The following is a 19,066-nucleotide window of genomic DNA, read 5'->3' on the forward strand; positions in this document are numbered from 1 at the left end:
CGTTATGAAAAAATCGCTTCGTTTCGCCAGTGCGGCGCTGGCTCTCACCCTCGCCGCAGGCTGTGCAATGCCCGCATTTGCAGCTGGTAAGAGCAGCTTTTCCAAATCAGAGACCGTCTATGCTGTGATGAACGGCGACGGCTCCATCAAGAGCACAACCGTCAGCGAGCACCTGTACAGCGCCTCCGGCCTTGCAAACGTCACCGACAAGACCACCCTGACCGACATCCAGAACACTGAGAGCGATGCCGAGTTCACCCAGAACGGGGAAGAGCTGGTGTGGAACACCAACGACACCGATGTTTACTACAAGGGCAATACCGACAAGGCCCTGCCCATCGATGTGAAGGTGACCTACGCTCTGGACGGTCAGGAAGCCGCCCTTGAGGACATCATTGGCAAGAGCGGCCACCTGACTGTGACCGTCAACCTGAAGAACAACGAGACCGGCACCGTGAACGTGAACGGCAAGGACCGCACCATCGTCACTCCGCTGATCACCGCTGTGGGCGTCATTCTGGGCGGGGATGCTTCCAACATGACCGCAGAACACGGTATGATCGAAAGCGCCGCCAAAAGCAGCGTTGCCGCCTTTGTCACCCTGCCGGGCGTGAAGGATTCCCTGTCCGGCCTGCTGCCCGATGAGGTGGACAGCATCGAAGACTATCTGCAGGACACCGTGACGGTGGAAGCCGATGTGGAAGACTTTACCTGCCCGCAGGTCATGGTGGCCTGCGCTACCAGCACGGCCGCTCTGGGTACGAGCAACGTGTTCGACCTGAGCAGCATCAACGACCTGACCGACGGCATCAACCAGCTGAACGATGCCATGAGCCAGCTCATGGACGGCGCTTCCCAGCTGGTGGACGGCACCTCTCAGCTGGCAGGCGGTGTTCTGGCCCTGCTGGACGGTGCCAACACCCTGAACAACGGTGCTGCCGCTCTGGACGACGGCCTTGGCCAGCTGACCAACGGTCTGGACACCCTGAGCGCCAACAATGCAGCACTGAACGCCGGTGCGCAGCAGGTGGCGGACGGTGTGCTGGCTTCTGCCAACAAGACCCTGAAGGAAGGCGGCCTGATCGACGAGGACATGACATGGTCGAACTACGAGGCTGTGATCGACAACATCCTCACCATGAACGATAAGACCCTTGCTGCCGGCCGCAAAAAGATGGTGCGCACCATCTGGGAGCAGGCTCCTAGCTTCAAGGACAGCCAGCTGGATCTGGCCCTGTATCTGTCCGCGACCAAGACGAACCACGATCTGGAAGCAGCCCTGAAGCTGATGCAGAACTTTGACGCTTCCATGCTGACCGGCGCTCTGGAGATGGTGACCAATGCCGATGCAAAGAACACCGCCAAGGCCGAGCTGAAGTATCAGGTGGAGAACAGTCAGGATATGGCCGATGTCCGCGCCCTGAAGACCAGCCTTTCTCAGATCCAGTTCTTTGTTTCCAGCGTGAACCAGTACACCGCAGGCGTGCAGACCGCTGCGGACGGTGCCCACTCCGCAAAGGATGGCAGCGCACAGCTGGCTGCAGGCACCAAGACCCTGTATGACGGCGTGAATACCCTGAACACCGGTGCAGGTCAGTTGAATGACGGCGCAGGCCAGTTGAACGACGGCCTGAACCAGTTCAACGAGGAAGGCATCTCCAAGCTGACCGGCGCGCTGGATCAGGATCAGCTCCATGGCCTGAAGACCGTGCTGGACGAGATGACCGACCGCCTGAACGACTACACCAGCTTTGCCGGTGCACCGGACGATGCCGAGAGCAGCGTGAAGTTCGTCTATAAGACCGCTGAAACCGTGGCTGCTGCCGACACCACTGCAGCCGAGACTGAGACGGTGGAGGAAGGCAACATCTTCACCCGTCTGTGGCAGCGCATCGTGAACCTGTTCAAGTTCTGATAAGACATCTTCGAGAATTCATGTTGAACCTCTTTCCATAGAGAAGGGGCTGTTGCAAAACAGCCCCAACGAAAAAATGAGATAGACTTCCCCGAAAGGGGCTGCCTATCTCATTTTTTTTTTGAGATCTGCCTTTGAGTTTTCAGCGTTCTGCCCGTTTTGTACGGTGAATGCGGCTGTTTTCAACATTTTAAAGAGACGCTGTTTTGCAACAGCCCTGCGGGCGATGGAATGGCCCGACTCGTGTCCGGCAAGAAAGCTGCCCGCCCACGATATGCAGGTTACTTGCGTGCGATCATTTCGGTGTAAGCCAGCACCAGCGGGCCGACACCCTTGGCATCGTTGCAGACCACCGGCTCACTGAAGTAGTAGGCCAGAGAGCCGTCGCGGTGATCCTTGCCGCCAAGACCCGCCACCAGGCAGATGCCGTCCAGCTGCAGACTGCCATCCGGGTTCTTGGAGAGGTACTTGTCGCAGGTGCCGTAGAAGGCCTTTTCGGCCCATGCGGCCATGCGTTTGGGCAGGTAGCCAAGACGCACGCCTTTGAGCACCGCGTAGGCAAACAGAGCGGTGCCGCTGGTCTCGAGGTAGTTGCCCTCCACGCCGGGGTGATCCATCACCTGCCAGAACATGCCGGTCTCCTTGTCCTGAAATTTGTGCACATCCTCAATGGTCTGCTTGAGCATTGCCATGATGCCGCGGTACTCGTTGTACAGCTGCTCGTCCATCCGCTCCAGCACGTCTACCATCGCCACCATGAACCAGCCCATGGCGCGCAGCCAGAAGTTGGGGCTGCAGCCGGTGACGGGGTCGGCCCAGTACATCTGACGGCTCTCATCGTAGCCGTGGTAGTAAAGACCGGTCTTTTCGTCCCTCATGTGCTTTTTGATGTTCATGAACTGTTTGTAGCTGTCGATGCAGCCCTGCATCTTGTTAAAGCGGGTCTCGTACTCCATGTAGAAGGGCTGGGCCATGTAGGTGCCGTCCAGCCACACCTGCCACGGGTAGATGTCCTTGTGCCAGAAGTTGCCCTCTTTGGTGCGGGGCTGGGTGGCCAGCTGGCTGCGGATGGTGTCAATGGCCCTGCGGTACTTCTCGTCACCAAAGATATCGTACAGGGTGAACAGGTTCTTGCCCTGATTCACGTTGTCCAGATTGTACTCCTTGGGGTCGTAGGTCTTGATGGAGCCATCCTCCTGCACGAACCAGTCGATGAAGTTCTTGGAAAAGCGCAGGTACTTCTCGTCACCGGTGGTCTTGTACAGGCTCAGGCAGGCGGTGATCATGCAGCCGTCGATGTAGTTCCACTTGTTGGGCTTGCCGCTGCGCACCTTTTCGATGTTCCACATGGGTGCTTCGGCGCTGGAATTGGCGATCAGGTAGTCCACGTAATCGCCCAGCATGGCAAGAATTTCTTCATGGGTCATGGTATCAGTCCTCCTCAAAATGGCCGACATTTGCAAAGTGCAGGCGTTCGCCCTCGTAGCCCTCGATCTTCACGTTGTGCAGGTCGATCTCCTTGACGTTCTCGGCGTAGATGGCCAGCTTCTTCACCAGAGGGCGGTTATCCGCCATAGCGGCCTGACCGGCCTCGGCATTGGGGTCAAAGGTGATCGTGACGTTCTTCATGGAAACGCGCTCAATGGGCTGCTCCGGCAGGCCGTCGAAGTAGCATCCCGCGAACTGAGCGTCGGTGGCGACGATGTCCTCCATGGTCAGGCTGCCCAGCTTCGGGGTGTACTCGTCCACGGGCATGGCATCGCGGCACTGCACATAGGGGCCGTGGCCGTCCGGGTCGCAGAAGTAGAACATGTTGATGACGAAGGGTGCCTTGACACCGCGCATCTCCACGTTGCGGAACACCAGCCCGTCGATGACGGCGGTGTTGCCGCGGCCACGGCGGGTCTTGACGCGCAGGCCGCGGTCGGTGTGGTCCATCAGGCACTGGGTGACCACCATATCCTTCACACCGCCGCTCATCTCGCTGCCAATGACGATGCCGCCATGGCCTTTGTCCAACAGGCAGTTGCGGATAACGGTGTGCTCACAGCTCTTTTTCAGCTTCATGCCAAGGAATACCTTGCTGGCCTTCATGGCAATGCAGTCGTCGCCCACATGGATGTTCACGCCGATGATGCGGATATACTCGCAGCTTTCGGGGTCGATGCCGTCGGTGTTGGGGGCATTGTAAGGATTGTTGATGTTGAAGTTCAGCAGGTCAAGGTGCTTGACAAAGATGGGGTGGATCGTCCACGAATAGCTGTTCTGCACCGTGATGCCGTGCAGGCAGATGTTCTCGCTGTCCACAGCAGCCACAGCGCGGGGCCGCCATGCGATGCGCTTGATTTTGGGAGTCACCCACCAGTCGCCGTTCTCGGCATCGCAGTCCAGCGTGCCCTCGCCGGTCACAACAACATCGTGCACCTGCGTGATGTTCAACAGACCCGCAAAGCTGTCCAGCGGGTTGCCCTCCCAGCCGGTCAGGTAGTATTCATCCACCTCGTTCTCGCTGGGGATCACGCCGGGCAGGATGGGGTAGTGGGTGCGGTCATTGTCGCCCAGCAGCACAGCGCCCTTTTCAAGATAGAGGGTGGTGTTGCTTTTCAGGAACAGGCTGCAGGTGCGGTAGCGGCCTGAGGGCACGTACACTGTGCCGCCCTTGGGGCAGGTAGAAAGAGCCGCCTGCAGCTTGAGGGTGTTGTCCGTGGTGCCGTCGGCCACCAGACCGTAGCGGGAAGCATCCACAAAGAAGGTCTCGGCCTCGGTGGTAAAGGTGCAGGTCAGGCTTTCGCCCTCGGCCTGCACACCCACCGTGTACTCCGTACCGGGCAGCAGGGAGAACAGGGAAAACACGTTGGTCTGGCAGGCTTCGTAGACGGTCTTTCCGTTCAGGGTAACGGTGAACGGGTGGGCCGGACGATAGCACAGGCCGTTTTCCAGCTCGAAAACAGCGCTGCGCGTCATGGAACGGATAAGCGACAGATTCATGGGAGAACCTCCTGATGGTTTTGTCTTGCCCAAATGCCTTGGGCATGGTATGATGAAAAAGAACCCTCTCAGTCAAACCCTTTGGGTTTGCCAGCTCCCCCGAAGGAGGGAGCTTTTATGGAGCGGAACGGTCAAATGCATAAAACCTCGCCCTTTGGGAGAGGTGGCATCGCGCAGCGATGACGGAGAGGGTTTTCCCTCGGAAGATGATGAGAAGTGTATTATGAGATCAGAACGTGAAAAGATCACCGGCAAGGTGGCCGCTGCCACCCTGCGGCTGAATATTGGCCGCTACGAGCTGCCGCCGGATGAGGACACCTGCTATCTGCTGCTGGTGTCGGAGGGCAGCGTCACGCTGGAATACGAGGGCGGGAATGTGCTGGTAAACCCCGGCAGCGCCGTGCTGCTTGGCCCCGGCGGCTGCCGCTTTGCACAGACCGGCAGCGCCGTGCCGCAGATCGTGGGGTGCCACTTTCCGCTGGGGATGCTGCATGATTTGAAAAACACAGCCGGGCGGGATTTCGGCCGCCTGTTTGCGCCCGGGGAGCGCACAGTGCTGTATGCACCGGTGCAGTGGCAGAGCCGCATCCGTACCCTGCTGGAAATGATGGCCAGCGCCAGCACCGAGCAGGATTACCCCGGCCCGCTGTACCTGCTGCTGATCCTGCACTATGTGGAGCAGGAGTGCATTGCCGAGAGCAGCGCCGTGGCGCGTCCCCACAACGAAACGGTGGAGCAGATCTGCGCCTACCTTGCGGCCAATTACCGGCAGAAGTTTTCCCTCACCGAGGTGGCGGCGCAGTTTTATCTTTCGCCCTACTACCTGAGCCGTTTGTTCCGGCGGGTAACGGGCCAGTCCATCGTGGATTACATCAACAACCGCCGCATCGAAGCGGCCCAGAAGCTGCTGGAAACGACCGAGCTTTCCATCAGTGCGGTAGCCGAGCAGACCGGCTTTGCCAGCGCCGCCCATTTCCGCCGGGTGTTCCGCGAGGTGATGGGTACTGGCCCACTGCAGTACCGCAAAGGACATAAGAAATAAGAAACACCCCCTGCGCCATCTACGGGAACGGCACAGGGGGTGTTTGTTTGTATCAGATGATCTTATGCTGTGCGGGGAAAGGGCTTAGCCCTTGACGGCACCGGCAGAGATACCTTCAACGAACTGGTCCTGTGCACAGAAGAAGACGATCAGCTGCGGCAGGATGGAGATGAGGGACAGAGCAAGGATCTTGTTCCATGCGAAACCGGTATCACCGTCCATGGACAGCTTGACGAACAGGGACATCGGGTACTTACCGGGAGTGCTGACGTAAAGCAGCGGACCCATGAAGTCGTTGCAGCTCCACATGAACTGGAACAGTGCGCAGGACACCAGAGCGGGGCCAAGCATGGGCACGATGACCTTGTACAGGGTCTGGAAGGAAGAGCAGCCGTCGATGGCAGCGGCTTCGTCCAGATCACGGGGGACATTGCGCATGAACTGCACCAGCTGGTAGACGAAGTAGGTCTCGGTCGCAAATGCGCAGTGCACCCAGATAGCCAGATAGAAGGGGCTGTCCAGCCAGCCGAACTTGTTGTACAGCAGGTACTGCGGCACATTCAGAACGACCTGCGGCAGGAACAGGGTGGCCAGCATGATGTTGAACATCAGCTTACGGCCGGGGAAATCGAAGCGGCCAAAGCCGTAGGCAGCCACACAGGCGGAGACCACCGTGCAGATCACCTTGGGGATGACGTAGCTGTAGGTGTTCAGCATGGCCTGCAGGATGTTGATGGAACCGCCAAAGTTGTTCAGTGCGCCGCGGTAGCCATCCAGAGTGGGGTGCTTGATCCACAGGCTGATGCCTGCAAAGATCTCGCTGTTGTCCTTAAAGGTAGCGCTGATCATCCACAGCAGGGGATAGATCATGATGACGCCGACCAGGATCAGGACGAAATACTTGAAGAAGGTCGCGATTTTGTTCGATGCTTTCATTCCCATACTGGTCACCTTACCTTTCGTCAGAGTAGTAGACCCACTTCTTCTGGCTGGTGAATGCAATGATCGTCAGGATGCAGACGATGATGAACATGATCCATGCCAGAGCGGATGCCATACCCATGTCATAAGACTTGAATGCGTAGTTGTAGACCAGCAGAGAGATCAGCGTGGTGGAACCACGGGGGCCGCCATTGGTGATGATGTACGGGCCATTGAACTCCTGGAAAGCCTGGCAAATCTGAGTGACCAGGTTGTAGAAGATGATGGGGGTGATCATCGGAACAGTGATGGAGAAGAACTGACGCCACTTGCCGGCACCATCAATGGTAGCGGCTTCGTACAGGTCTGCAGGCACGCCCTTCAGAGCGGCCAGGAACAGCACCATGGCAGAACCGAACTGCCAGATACGCAGGAAGCAGATGATCCACAGCGCGTAGCTGGGGTCAGACAGCCACTCGGGGCCCTGCACCAGACCAAAGGTGACAGCGCGCAGAACGGTGTTGAGCAGGCCGTCCACACTGAATACAGCCTTCCACAGAACGGCGATCGCAACAGAGCCGCCCAGAATGGAGGGGATGTAGTACACAGTACGGAACAGGTTGACGCATGCGATCTTGAAGTTCAGGATGTATGCGATGAACAGCGCAAAGACCAGCTTCAGAGGCACGGTGATGAAAGCGTACTTGAAGGTGATGAGCAGTGCCTTGGTGATCTTGGTGGTGGTAAAGGCCGTGATGTAGTTGGCCAGACCAACGAACTGGGTGCCGCTCTTGAAGAAGTTCATATCGGTGAAGCTGTAGTACAGCGACTGACCGAAGGGAACTGCCTTAAAGACGACGAAGCCGATGATCCAGGGGATCAGATAAAACAGACCCTGATATTTGTCCAGCCATTTCTGGAACGGGGTGCGCCCGATGGCGGGAGCATTGCTTTCTTTCATCTGGGAAATCCTCCTTTTTAAGGAATTTCGGAGCATGAGACGGACGAAGGGGTAACAGACTGGATACAGCTTTGTCAAGATTTTGTAATATATCTCTGACAAAAAAGGGGCATCTGCCGGTCGGGCGGCAGGTGCCCCTCAGGTTCAGTCAAAGGGTGCCCTTTTCTGTGCGTGACCGCACACGGCGGCACTCAAAAATGGAACTTAGCCGATGGTGTAGCCAACAGACTCCATGCCGTCCAGCAGGGTGTCAACAACGTCTGCGCCGGCAACGCCGTCGTAGTCAACGGTATCGAACACTTCCTGATAGATGCCGGTGCCGGAAGCCTTCAGGTCGTTGTTCTCGAACAGGGGATCCAGCTTGTTGGTGGTGAAGGCCATGACCTTGGCGTTTGCCTCAGCAACCAGATCCTTGACAGCGCCGGCAGCCTGAGCAGCAGCCAGACCAGCCTTGGAAGCGGGGATGCCGCACTCGGAACCCATGATGGAAGCGCCCTTCTCCTCGTTCAGCAGGAAGTTGATCAGGGTAGCAGCCTCGGCAACGCACTTGCTGGTCTTGGTGATGGCCAGACCCATGGAGACCTTGGAGAAGCCGCCGTTGTTGTCGCCGAACTTGATCTCTTCGCCAACGGTGAAGCCGTCCTTGTTGGCATCATCCAGAGCGGAGGAGTACTTGGAAGCAGCGGAATCCCACTCGAAGATGCCTGCGATCTTACCGGTGATCCACTCGTTGGACTGGTGGGTAGCGGTATCAGAGTTTGCGGAGTAGTAGGTCTTCAGGTTCATCATGACGTGGCCATCCACCAGGCTCTTGATGAAGTCGATGCCCTCAGCGATCTCGTCCTCGGTGTAGTTCAGGGTAGAGGTGACGGGGTCAGCCCAGTCCTTGCCGTACTTGGACTCGAGGTAGAAGACCATCAGTATCATACGGTCGTATGCGCCCAGATGCATGGGGTAGTAATCGTCGCCCAGCTTCTCCTTGAATGCCTTGCCGGCAGCCATCAGATCATCCAGAGACTTGGGAACTTCGGTGATGCCAGCCTTGTTGAAGGTGGTCATGTTCCAGAAGAAGATACGGCCGGTCATGGAAACGGGCACGCACTGCTGGCTGTTTGCAACGTAGCAGGCGTCCATGGCAGCGTCATCCCACTGGGTCAGATCCAGGAACTTGGAAACAGTGTTCAGATCCACGAACTTGCTGCCGTCAGCAGAGTAGTTGTACAGCCAGTTCCAGTTCACCTGGCACACATCCTGTGCGTTGCCAGCGATGAAGGCAGCTGCCATCTTCTCTTCCCAGCCGGACCATGCGGCGAAGGTGGGCTCGATGGTGATGTTGGTGTGCTCAGCCTGGAACTCCTTGATGGCGTTCTGGTAAGCCTCGTGACGGCTGTCGCCGCCCCACCAGCTGATGGTCATGGAAACAGGGCCGTCAGACAGTGCCAGGCTCTCGTCTGCAGAAGCAGCGGGAGCGGAAGAAGCGGTGGAAGCAGCAGAGCTGGATGCAGCAGAGTTGCCGCCGCAGGCAGCCAGAAGGCCGGCAGCGCCCACAGCGCCGGTGACCTTCATAAAATCACGACGAGAAATTGCCTTGCTCATTTTTGTTCTCCTCCTAAATACAGAAAACATCATCTCGAACGGGGGTTCTGCACATACCCCGTTGTATACAATTATGATAACAAAACAACAACCAAAAAGAAAGACGCAAATTGCAGATATCTAAACAAAAAACGTACAAATATTGCTCTTGTTTTCGCGCAAGAATTGACGCCTTCGCTGAAATGAATAAACTTGGCTCGAAAAACTGTGCAACATGTATACTTCGCTATTTTGCATAGAAAACTGGGATGCATCATAGGAGGAACGTCGAATTTTGCAATAATTTTGTAAACATTCCGTTTCAGAACGTGGAAACGTTGCATACATTGTGGACGAACAACAGCTTAAAAAGCCCGGATGGGAGTCTTTGAACTGATATATCAATAGCGCAAAAAATGTGCACTCTGATATATCAATTGTTTGCGGCGGGCATCCGGCACCGGTCTTCGGGCATGGAAATCGGTGCTTTTTCGCCCTTTGGGGGGGTGAAGAAGCACCGACAGCGACATATTTTGCGCTGTTGTGTGGACTGCGCCTGTGGGCCGGGAATAAAAAAGAAAGGCTGCCGTGTCGTTGAACACAGCAGCCTTGTATACAAGTTTATTCAACCCGCGAAGCAGCTTTTTCGGCGTAGAACGCGCGCTTTGCCTTGAAATAGCACTGGGGGCACATGCTCACGTACTGCACATCGTTTTCCAGATCGATGGCCACCTGCTCGCCCTCAAAGACGAATCTGCCGTTCACCCTGCGGCAGTTGCAGATGGCCTTGCGGCCGCAGGTGCAGATGGTCTTCATCTCCTCGATGGTGTGGGCCAGCTCCAGCAGGCGGGTAGAGCCGGGAAAGCCCTTAAGCGAAAAATCTGCCCGCAGGCCGTAGCAGATCACCGGAATGTTCAAATCCACCGTTACCATGAACAGCTGTTCTGCCTGCTGCGCAGTGAAAAACTGGCTCTCGTCGCACAGCACGCAGGCCAGCGGCGCACCGTCAGCGTTGGCCGTGCGCACGGCCTCGAACACGTCCGTCTCCGGCGGGATCAGCAGATCAGCCTTGCGGCGCACGCCCAGACGGCTCACCAGCTCACCGCCGCCCTTGGTGTCCACCTGTGGCTTGAGGATCAGCACCCGCATCCCCTGTTCTTCGTAGTTGTGGGCTACCTGCATCAGGGCGGTGCTCTTGCCGCTGTTCATCGCGCCGTAACGGAAATACAGTTTTGCCATTTGAAAAACTCTCCTTACAGAACGAACCCTCTCAGCCAAAGCCTGACGGCTTTGCCAGCTCCCCCGATGGGGGAGCTTTTCTGTATCTTCCGGGCAGGCTGTCCCTGCGCCGGAGAAGCAGAAACTTTCCCGTCCCCACTCACAAAGCTCCCCTTTCGGGGGAGCTGTCGAGCGTATGCGAGACTGAGAGGGTTCAGCGGCATCTCAGGCTTTAACTGAGAGGGTTCTCTTATTACTTATAATAGGTACGTTCAGTCCTGATTGCGCAGGCGGTAGCCAAGGCTCATCAGGCTGTCGCCCAGATGGACGTTCTCCACCACCACATCGGGATACGGCACAGAGAGGTCATAGTGGGAGAAGTTCCAGAAGCCCTCGATGCCCAGATCCACCAGACGGCCGCTGACCTGTTCCGCACCGTCGCGGGGCACACAGAGCACTGCGACCTTGGGGTGATGCTCGGCACAGAAAGACTCCAGCTCGTCGATATGGCGGATCTGGATGCCGCTGATCTCCTTGCCCACCTCGCTCTGTGCCACATCAAAGGCGGCGATCAGGCGGTAGCCGTTGGTATCGGTGGTGATAAAGCGGCTCACTGCCTTGCCCAGACGGCCGCAGCCGATCAGGATGGTGGGCAGGCGGTCACCGTTGCCGAACAGCAGGCCTTCCAGAATGGAGAGCAGGTTTTCCACCGAGTAGCCAATGCCCTGCCGGCCATTCACATCGCCGATGCAGTTGAAGTCCTGCCGTACCTGCGAAGCGGTGGTGCCCATCTGAGCAGCCAGCTCGCGGGAAGAAATGCTGTTGATGCCGTCCGCCTGCAGAGAGCACAGATAGCGGTAATATTTGGGAAGACGCTTGATAACGGGAAGCGAAGCCCTTGCAGGAGTGTTCATAGAATACTTTCTCCTTTCGCTCTATCGCAGTACTTGCCGCAGCTGCCTGCTTTACAGATGCGGCACAAAGAAACCCCGATCCGTTTACGGGTTCATATTGCAGATATTACAGTCAATTATTTAAAGTATACTGCACCGATGGAGAATGTCAAATCATTCTCAAAAAATTTTTATGAAATGTTACCGCTTTTTTGCTGCAGCGGGTCTGCATAGCCCGGCACAGGCTGGGGAATGCTGACAAAAAACGCAGGAGGAAAGCACATGAATGATGAAACGCAGCAGACCGACGCGCGTCGGCTGGAAAAGGAAGAGATCGAGGATCTGGGCACGGTCACGCTGGCCCGCGGGGAGCATGTCATCCACTGCCTGACCGTCATCGGCCAGATCGAAGGCCATTCGGAAGCGCCGCAGGGCCAGAAGACCACGAAGTATGAGCATGTCATCCCGCAGCTGGTGGCCGCGCAGGAAGACCCCCGCATCGAGGGCCTGCTGGTGCTGCTGAACACGGTAGGCGGGGATGTGGAAGCGGGCCTTGCGCTGGCGGAGCTGATCGCCAGCGTATCCAAGCCCAGTGCAACGCTTGTGCTGGGCGGCGGGCACTCCATCGGCATCCCGCTTGCCGTCAGCGCCCGGCGCAGCTTCATCGTGCCCACAGCCACCATGACCGTGCACCCGGTGCGGCATTCCGGCGTCATTCTGGGGGTGCCGCAGACCATGCGCAGCTTTGAGCAGATGCAGCAGCGCATCACCGGCTTCGTAGCGGCCCACAGCGGCATGACCGAAAAACGCTACACCGACCTGATGCTCCACACCGGCGAGCTGGTGATGGACATGGGCACCGTGCTGGATGGACGCCGGGCCGTGAAGGAAAAGCTCATTGACGAGCTGGGCGGACTTTCGGATGCGCTGGCGTGGCTGTATAAAGAGATTGAACGCAAATGAAGGCCGATTTTGTACAACAATAGGTTTGCCATTTTCTTCCCTGCGTGGTACAATAATAAAATCAAATAGTGTGTCTACTACAAACGCGGGGAACAAAGAAACATGGCAACAAAAAAACGTAAAACGACAACACGGCGCGCAGCATCGCGCAAAAAACGCGCAGAACAGCGGCTCCCGGCAGGGCTTGGCACCCTGTTTGCAGGCCTTTTGCTGGTGGTGCTGGCCTTTGTGGAGGGAGATTCGGCATGGAAGGCCCTGCACGATGTGCTGTTCGGACTTTTTGGCTGTGGCAGCTTTGTGCTGGGCGCGGCAGTGTGCTGCCTTGCTGTGCAGTATACCCGGGGCGAAGACCTTCTGCCCAAGATCTTCAAGCTGGTTCTGGGGCTGGTGTTTGCCTGCGGCACGGTGATTGTTTTTTCCGATATCCAGCCGCAGGGCATGTCGGCATTCCAGATGACAGCTGCCTGCTATGCAAACGGCGTGAATGCATGGATCGGCGGCGGTGCGCTGGGCGCACTGCTGGGCGGCAGCCTGCTGCTGCTGTGCGGACGGCCTGCGGCAACCCTTATCATGATCGTGCTGGCACTGTGTGTCAGCCTGTACATTTTTGATCTGACCCCGGCAGAGGTGTGGCAATGGCTGTGCGCTGCGTTTGGCGGCGTGCACGCAAAGGGTGCGGCCATGGCGCAGCAGAGCGCAGCCCGCCGCGCTGAACGTGCCGCTGCCCGCGCGGCAGAAGCCGAGGCCGAGGAAGACTACGACGAAGCAGAAGATGAATACCGGGATGAGGAAGATGCCGAAGAGGAGATGGAAACTCCGGCTTTCCGCATCGGTATGCCGGACTGGCTGAACGGCATCCGCCACTGGGGCCACAAGGTGACCGAAGAGATGGAGGCGGAGGAGCCGGAGGCCGCCCCGCAGCCGGAGCCGCCCGCAGATACTTCCGGCCAGCCGCTTGCCCAACCGGAGCCTGCCGCCCCGGCCATCACGCCGGTGCAGGTGCGGGTATCCCGGCCCCGGGCTTCCTTTGACGTAGACCTTGGCCCCGACCACACTGAGGTGAAGGAGGGCGGCAGCGAACCCATCGAGCCGCTCATCGTGGGCCCGGGCGGCACCTTTGGGCAGAACCCGCTGCGCCCGGCCCCCAGACCTGCCCCGCAGCCCATCGTACAGGACGCGGTGGAGACCGATGCATCCGATTTCTTTGCAAAGGCTGCACAGCCGGTGCAGCCTGCGGCAGCGGAAAGCTTTGATACTCCGGTCATGACCCCGGCAATGCCGACGGCCCAGCCGGAAAGCCCGGCAGCGGCAGTCACGCCGGAGATGCCCGCCGTGCCCATCCAGCCCGCAGTCCCGGCGGCACCCGCCCGGGTGAGCGCCGAAAACGCCGTTGCCATGCGCGGCACACCCGACGAGGACGGCTGGATCAGCATTACCAGCGAACCGGTGGAGGAAAAGGATATCAGCACGCTGGTGGCAGCGGCAATGGAAAAGCCTGCCGCTTCCGAGCAGGCCGCGGCAGCGGCCCCTGTGGACGAGACCGAACCGGTGGATACTTATCAGTACCAGTATCCGCCCATTGAGCTGTTTGAAAAATCGCAGGACGAGACCGACCCCGGCGCGCAGGAAGAGCTGAAAGCCAACGCCCAGAAGCTGGTGGATACGCTGGAAAGCTTTGGCGTGCGCACCCGTGTGCTGGATATCTCCCGGGGCCCCTCCGTCACCCGGTACGAGGTGCAGCCCATGGCGGGTGTCAAGATCAGCCGCATCACCTCGCTGGCAGACGATATCGCCCTGAACCTTGCGGTGGCGGACGTGCGCATGGAAGCGCCCATCCCCGGCAAGCCTGCCGTGGGCATTGAGGTGCCCAACCACAAAAAGACCCCGGTGTATATCCGCAGCGTGTTCGAGAGTCAGAGCTTTTTGCGCATGACCTCACCTCTGGGCATTGCGCTTGGTAAGGACATTGCCGGTGTGGCACAGGTGGCAGACCTGTGCAAGATGCCCCATCTGCTCATTGCAGGCAGCACCGGCAGCGGTAAATCCGTGTGCGTGAACAGCATCATCATGAGCCTACTGTTCCGCTCCAGCCCGGAGGACGTGAAGCTGCTGCTGATCGACCCCAAGGTGGTGGAGCTGGCCGAGTACAACGGCATTCCCCACCTGCTGATGCCGGTGGTCACCGAGCCGAAAAAGGCCGCAGGTGCCCTTGGCAGCGCGGTGCAGGAGATGGAGCGCCGCTATCATCTGTTTGCAGAGAACAATGTGCGCGACATCAAGTCTTTCAACAAGCTGGCCGCAGAACGGCCTGATCTGGAAAAGATGCCCTACATCGCCATTATCATCGACGAGCTGGCCGATCTGATGATGGTGGTGGGCAAGGATGTGGAGGACTCCATCTGCCGCATCGCCCAGAAGGCCCGCGCCGCCGGTATGCACCTGATCGTAGCCACCCAGCGCCCCAGCGTGGACGTGATCACCGGCCTGATCAAGGCCAACATCCCCAGCCGCATCGCATTTGCAGTGTCCAGTCAGGTGGACAGCCGCACTATTCTGGACGGCTCCGGTGCCGAAAAGCTGCTGGGCATGGGTGATATGCTGTTCATGCCCGTGGGTGCGCCCAAGCCTACCCGTATTCAGGGCACTTTCGTGCGGGATGAGGAGATCAGCCGTGTGCTGGACTTCATCAAGCAGAGCGGCACCGTGCAGTATGACGAAGCCATGATCGAAGCCATGGAAAAGCACGCCATTCAGGACGGCAAGAAAGGCAGCGGCGGCGCGGACTCCGACGAGGATCCCGATACCGACCCGATGTTCAAGCAGGCCGTGGAGGTGGTCATCGATGCCGGTCAGGCCTCCACCAGCCTTCTGCAGCGCCGCTGCAAGCTGGGCTACGCCCGCGCGGCCCGTATCATGGACGAGATGGAACAAAAAGGCATCATCGGACCCTACGAGGGCGCCAAGCCCCGCGCTGTGCTTATCAGCCGCCAGCAGTGGCTGGAAATGCAGATGAACCAACCGGAGGAATGACCCTCTCAGGCGCTGACGCGCCAGTTCTCCCGAAGGGCGAGCTTTATGAGTGGGTAAGATATCGTCTGCCTTCAAAGAAAAACTGGATGAAAAGATGCAAAAAGCTCCCCCTTCGAGGAAAGACTTCCCCCGCTCCGGGGGAAGATGTCGCGCAGTGACAAAAGGGGGAATCAGGCAACGCCGCAAGGCGTTGCCTGAGAGGGTTTAACAATAAAAGGAGCATTATGGACAACTCTTCCCCAAAGATCTACACCGAATTTCTTCCCATCAGCCGGGCCGATATGGAGGCCCGCGGGTGGGAGCAGCTGGACTTTGTGGTGGTGGGCGGCGACGCCTATGTGGACCACCCCAGCTTTGGCACTGCCATCATCAGCCGTCTGCTGGAAGCCGAGGGCTATAAGATCGGCGTGCTGGCCCAGCCACGTTACACCGACTGCGAGGACTTCAAGCGGTTCGGCAAGCCGAAGTACGGCTTCTTCATCGGCGGCGGCAACGTGGACAGCATGGTCAGCCACTATTCCGTGGCAAAGATCCCCCGCGCCGAGGACGAATACTCCCCCGGCGGCAAGGGCGGCGCACGCCCGGACCGCAGCGCCACCGTGTACACCCGCCTTGCCAAGCAGGCCTATCCCGACCTGCCGGTGATTCTGGGCGGTCTGGAGGCGTCCCTGCGCCGCTTTGCCCACTATGACTACTGGCTGGACACCGTGCTGCCCAGCATCGCCGAGGATTCCGGCGCGGACATCATCAGCTTTGGCATGGGCGAGCACCAGACCGTGGAGATCGCCCGCCGCCTTGCCGCCGGGGAACCGGTGGAGAGCATCACGGACGTGGACGGCACCTGTTACATGACCGACTTCGACCATCTGCCCGAGCGCTACGTGGAGTGCGCAGGCTTTAAAAAGGTGGCGTCGGATAAGACGGCGTATGCCAAGGCCTGCCGCATCCAGATGGACAATCAGGATGTAGTCAGCGGCCAGATCATCGTGCAGAAGCAGAGCGAAAAGTATCTGGTGCAGAACATCCCCGCAAAGCCGCTGGTGCGCGGGGAGCTGGATAAGGTCTACGCCCTGCCCTACACCCGCCGTTACCACCCCATCTACGAGAGCATGGGCGGCGTGCCCGCCATCCGTGAGGTGCAGTTCTCCATCATCCAGAACCGCGGCTGCTTTGGCGGCTGCAACTTCTGCGCCATCCAGCTGCATCAGGGGCGGCGTGTCACCAGCCGCAGCGCGGACAGCATCGTGGCAGAAGCCGAGCGCATGACCCACGAGCCGGATTTCAAGGGCTACATCCACGATGTGGGCGGCCCCACCGCAAACTTCCGCTTTCCCTCCTGCCGGGAGCAGATGCTGCGGGGCATGTGCACCGGCGGCAAGCACTGTCTTGCCCCCACCACCTGCTCCCACATGATCGTGGACCACAGCGACTACCTGAAGATCCTGCGCCGGGTGCGGGAGCTGCCGGGCGTGAAAAAGGTGTTCATCCGCAGCGGTATCCGGTTCGACTACCTGATGGCCGACCCGGACGACACCTTCTTCAAGGAACTGGTAGAGTACCATGTGTCCGGCCAGCTGAAGGTGGCTCCGGAGCACTGTGCTCCCAACACGCTGGCCTACATGGGCAAGCCGCCCATCGAGACCTTCAACAAGTTCAAGGATAAATTCTATGAGCTGAGCAAAAAGGCCGGCAAAAAGCAGTATCTGGTGCCCTATCTGATGTCCAGTCACCCGGGCAGCACCCTCAAGGATGCGGTCTATCTGGCAGAATATCTTTACAAAAACCACATGCGCCCGGAACAGGTGCAGGATTTTTACCCCACCCCCGGCACTGTGAGCACCTGCATGTTCTACACCGGCCTTGACCCCTACACCCTGAAGCCGGTGTTTGTGGAAAAGACCCCCGAGGGCAAGGCGCTGCAGCGGGCGCTGCTGCAATACTACGAGCCTCGCAACGCCGAGAAGGTAGTCAAGGCGCTGAAGATGACCCACCGGGAGGACCTAATCCCCCTGCTGGTGCCCGCCGTAGGCCGCCGCGCCGTGCAGCGCTCTGCCCGCCGGGCCGAAGTCGCCGATGTGACGATCCACAATGACGGCACCTATACGGTGCGCCCGAACCAGAAGGGCCATAACGGCAAGCCTGCCCACGGCCAGAGCCGTGCCGCTGCACCGACAGGCCGTGCGCCCAGCCCCGGCGCACGCTTTGCGCCCCATTCGGCACCCGCGCGCAAGCCAAAAAACGATCAACAGAAAGAGAACACAACGTGGAAAACTGGAAAGAAGAAAAAGTAAACGCGCCTAAGAAAGGCCTGTGGCAGCGCCTTGCTGCGCTGGCCGCTGCCGCCGCACTGGTGCTGAGCCTTGCGGGCTGCAGCGGGCTGCCGTCCGTCCCGGGCGGAAGCGCCGATGTAGTGCCGAACCCATCCGCTTCTGCTGCGGCGGCTGTGGATACGGTGGACGCACCCTTGGAGGTGCATTTCATCGATGTGGGTCAGGCGCTGAGCGTGCTGGTGGAATGTGACGGACAGTTCATGCTCTACGACGGCGGCAATGTGGACGACGGCAGTCTCATCGTCTCTTACCTGCAGAGTCAGGGGGTGGAACAGCTGGAATATGTGTTCTGCTCCCACGCACACGAGGATCATGTAGGCGGCTTGGCTGCCGCACTGGCCTACTTCCCGGCGTACCATGTGTACAGCCCGGTGACCGATGCCTCCACCAAGTGCTTTCAGGATTTTGTTAAATACACCCAACAGCAGGGCCTGCAGGTAGAGGTGCCCGCCGTGGGCACGATGTGGCCGCTGGGCGGCGCTACCGTGACCATGCTTGGCCCGGTGGCACAGTACAGCGACACCAACGATACCTCCATTGTGCTGCGCATCGACTACGGCTCCACCAGTTTCCTGCTGACCGGCGACATGGAAAAGACTGCGGAGACCGACCTTGTGAACAGCGGCGCGAACCTCAGGGCCGATGTGCTGCAGGTGGGCCACCACGGTTCCAGCACCTCCACCAGCTACCTCTTCCTGAATGCGGTGCTGCCGGAAATGGGAGTCATCTCCTGCGGTGTGAACAACAAGTACGGCCACCCCCACGAGGAGACCCTGAGCATCCTGCGGGACGCCGGGGTGGATGTGTACCGCACCGACCTGCAGGGCACCATCACCATTGGCAGTGACGGCCAGAACTACACCGTGGGCACCGAGCACTTTGCGGCAGATTCCGCGCTGAATCCCACAGACCCGGCGGCATCCAGCACGGCCCAGCAGGCGTACATCGGCAATGTGAACAGCAAAAAATTCCATCTGCCTACCTGCCCGAACCTGCCGGCAGAGAAGAACCAAATCCTCTTCTCCAGCTATCAGGAAGCCGTGGAAGCAGGCTATACGCCCTGTTCCAGCTGCATCAAATAAAGAACGAACTCCCCCAGTCTGCTTCACAGACAGCCCCCTCTGGGATGGGGCCTTTGGCAAAACCGAAAAGCTTACCTTTTCGACAGAGGCTCCCTCCTTGAGGGAGCTGGCACGGCGTGAGCTGTGACTGAGGGAGTTTTCTTTTATC

Annotated in this window: 14 protein-coding genes; 6 read left to right on the forward strand and 8 right to left on the reverse strand. The window is 58.8% G+C overall.

All coding sequences use genetic code 11. From position 1 onward, the window contains the following. Window positions 1-4: 4 nt before the first annotated feature. The gene (locus tag DWY76_RS03785) at window positions 5-1,915 is read left to right on the forward strand and encodes a hypothetical protein (protein ID WP_120079891.1); all 1,911 of its coding nucleotides are present in this window, start codon (window positions 5-7) and stop codon (window positions 1,913-1,915) included. Window positions 1,916-2,196: 281 nt separating this feature from the next. Here DWY76_RS03785 and DWY76_RS03790 read toward each other — a convergent pair whose 3' ends face one another. Further along, window positions 2,197-3,342, reverse strand: coding sequence for a glycoside hydrolase family 88 protein (locus DWY76_RS03790; protein ID WP_120079893.1), 1,146 nt, complete (start codon window positions 3,340-3,342; stop codon window positions 2,197-2,199). A 4-nt stretch (window positions 3,343-3,346) separates the two neighbouring features. Beyond that, window positions 3,347-4,903 carry a glycoside hydrolase family 28 protein gene (locus DWY76_RS03795; protein ID WP_120079895.1) on the reverse strand — a complete coding sequence of 519 codons (1,557 nt, stop codon included), beginning with the start codon at window positions 4,901-4,903 and terminating at the stop codon, window positions 3,347-3,349. 223 nt (window positions 4,904-5,126) lie between these two features. Here DWY76_RS03795 and DWY76_RS03800 point away from each other — a divergent pair, with 223 nt between their 5' ends. After that, window positions 5,127-5,945 carry an AraC family transcriptional regulator gene (locus DWY76_RS03800; RefSeq protein WP_097773809.1) on the forward strand — a complete coding sequence of 273 codons (819 nt, stop codon included), beginning with the start codon at window positions 5,127-5,129 and terminating at the stop codon, window positions 5,943-5,945. A gap of 84 nt (window positions 5,946-6,029) precedes the next feature. Here the strand turns inward: DWY76_RS03800 and DWY76_RS03805 are convergent, their stop codons facing one another. The 6 genes from DWY76_RS03805 to DWY76_RS03825 form a co-directional block, all read right to left on the reverse strand. Next, window positions 6,030-6,887 carry a carbohydrate ABC transporter permease gene (locus DWY76_RS03805; protein ID WP_005942942.1) on the reverse strand — a complete coding sequence of 286 codons (858 nt, stop codon included), beginning with the start codon at window positions 6,885-6,887 and terminating at the stop codon, window positions 6,030-6,032. A gap of 10 nt (window positions 6,888-6,897) precedes the next feature. After that, window positions 6,898-7,827 (reverse strand): sugar ABC transporter permease, encoded by a 930-nt coding sequence (locus DWY76_RS03810; RefSeq protein ID WP_120079897.1) that lies wholly within the window; start codon window positions 7,825-7,827, stop codon window positions 6,898-6,900. Window positions 7,828-8,031: 204 nt separating this feature from the next. Next, window positions 8,032-9,423, reverse strand: a complete 1,392-nt coding sequence (locus tag DWY76_RS03815; RefSeq protein ID WP_049935300.1) for an ABC transporter substrate-binding protein — start codon at window positions 9,421-9,423, stop codon at window positions 8,032-8,034. A 380-nt stretch (window positions 9,424-9,803) separates the two neighbouring features. Next, window positions 9,804-10,031 carry a hypothetical protein gene (locus DWY76_RS14165; RefSeq protein WP_207665819.1) on the reverse strand — a complete coding sequence of 76 codons (228 nt, stop codon included), beginning with the start codon at window positions 10,029-10,031 and terminating at the stop codon, window positions 9,804-9,806. Next, the gene (locus DWY76_RS03820; protein WP_005942920.1) at window positions 10,024-10,641 is read right to left on the reverse strand and encodes a thymidine kinase; all 618 of its coding nucleotides are present in this window, start codon (window positions 10,639-10,641) and stop codon (window positions 10,024-10,026) included. The genes DWY76_RS14165 and DWY76_RS03820 overlap by 8 nt, the downstream gene beginning before the upstream one ends. Before the next feature lie 251 nt (window positions 10,642-10,892). Further along, a complete protein-coding gene (locus DWY76_RS03825; RefSeq protein WP_005942917.1) occupies window positions 10,893-11,534 on the reverse strand; it encodes a redox-sensing transcriptional repressor Rex in 642 nt (213 codons plus the stop codon). Between the two features lie 261 nt (window positions 11,535-11,795). Between DWY76_RS03825 and DWY76_RS03830 the strand changes: the two genes are divergently transcribed. From DWY76_RS03830 to DWY76_RS03845, 4 genes are all read left to right on the forward strand, one after another. Further along, a complete protein-coding gene (locus tag DWY76_RS03830; protein WP_120079899.1) occupies window positions 11,796-12,476 on the forward strand; it encodes an ATP-dependent Clp protease proteolytic subunit in 681 nt (226 codons plus the stop codon). Window positions 12,477-12,578: 102 nt separating this feature from the next. Continuing rightward, window positions 12,579-15,506 carry a DNA translocase FtsK gene (locus tag DWY76_RS03835; protein WP_120079901.1) on the forward strand — a complete coding sequence of 976 codons (2,928 nt, stop codon included), beginning with the start codon at window positions 12,579-12,581 and terminating at the stop codon, window positions 15,504-15,506. Between the two features lie 224 nt (window positions 15,507-15,730). After that, window positions 15,731-17,797, forward strand: coding sequence for a YgiQ family radical SAM protein (locus DWY76_RS03840; RefSeq protein WP_120079903.1), 2,067 nt, complete (start codon window positions 15,731-15,733; stop codon window positions 17,795-17,797). Then, window positions 17,770-18,918, forward strand: coding sequence for an MBL fold metallo-hydrolase (locus tag DWY76_RS03845; RefSeq protein WP_120079904.1), 1,149 nt, complete (start codon window positions 17,770-17,772; stop codon window positions 18,916-18,918). The genes DWY76_RS03840 and DWY76_RS03845 overlap by 28 nt, the downstream gene beginning before the upstream one ends. The last annotated feature ends 148 nt before the right edge of the window (window positions 18,919-19,066 follow it).

This window comes from Faecalibacterium sp. AF27-11BH (assembly GCF_003603005.1).
Taxonomy (GTDB): domain Bacteria; phylum Bacillota; class Clostridia; order Oscillospirales; family Ruminococcaceae; genus Faecalibacterium; species Faecalibacterium taiwanense.

Bases quoted from the DNA above. Each gene is read 5' to 3' on its own strand.
- DWY76_RS03790 (WP_120079893.1), bottom strand. From the start codon at position 3,342: ATGACCCATGAAGAAATTCTTGCCATGCTGGGCGATTACGTGGACTAC.
- DWY76_RS03785 (WP_120079891.1), top strand. From the start codon at position 5: ATGAAAAAATCGCTTCGTTTCGCCAGTGCGGCGCTGGCTCTCACCCTC.
- DWY76_RS03840 (WP_120079903.1), top strand. From the start codon at position 15,731: ATGGACAACTCTTCCCCAAAGATCTACACCGAATTTCTTCCCATCAGC.
- DWY76_RS03795 (WP_120079895.1), bottom strand. From the start codon at position 4,903: ATGAATCTGTCGCTTATCCGTTCCATGACGCGCAGCGCTGTTTTCGAG.
- DWY76_RS03815 (WP_049935300.1), bottom strand. From the start codon at position 9,423: ATGAGCAAGGCAATTTCTCGTCGTGATTTTATGAAGGTCACCGGCGCT.
- DWY76_RS03820 (WP_005942920.1), bottom strand. From the start codon at position 10,641: ATGGCAAAACTGTATTTCCGTTACGGCGCGATGAACAGCGGCAAGAGC.
- DWY76_RS03810 (WP_120079897.1), bottom strand. From the start codon at position 7,827: ATGAAAGAAAGCAATGCTCCCGCCATCGGGCGCACCCCGTTCCAGAAA.
- DWY76_RS03805 (WP_005942942.1), bottom strand. From the start codon at position 6,887: ATGGGAATGAAAGCATCGAACAAAATCGCGACCTTCTTCAAGTATTTC.
- DWY76_RS03830 (WP_120079899.1), top strand. From the start codon at position 11,796: ATGAATGATGAAACGCAGCAGACCGACGCGCGTCGGCTGGAAAAGGAA.
- DWY76_RS03800 (WP_097773809.1), top strand. From the start codon at position 5,127: ATGAGATCAGAACGTGAAAAGATCACCGGCAAGGTGGCCGCTGCCACC.
- DWY76_RS03835 (WP_120079901.1), top strand. From the start codon at position 12,579: ATGGCAACAAAAAAACGTAAAACGACAACACGGCGCGCAGCATCGCGC.
- DWY76_RS03825 (WP_005942917.1), bottom strand. From the start codon at position 11,534: ATGAACACTCCTGCAAGGGCTTCGCTTCCCGTTATCAAGCGTCTTCCC.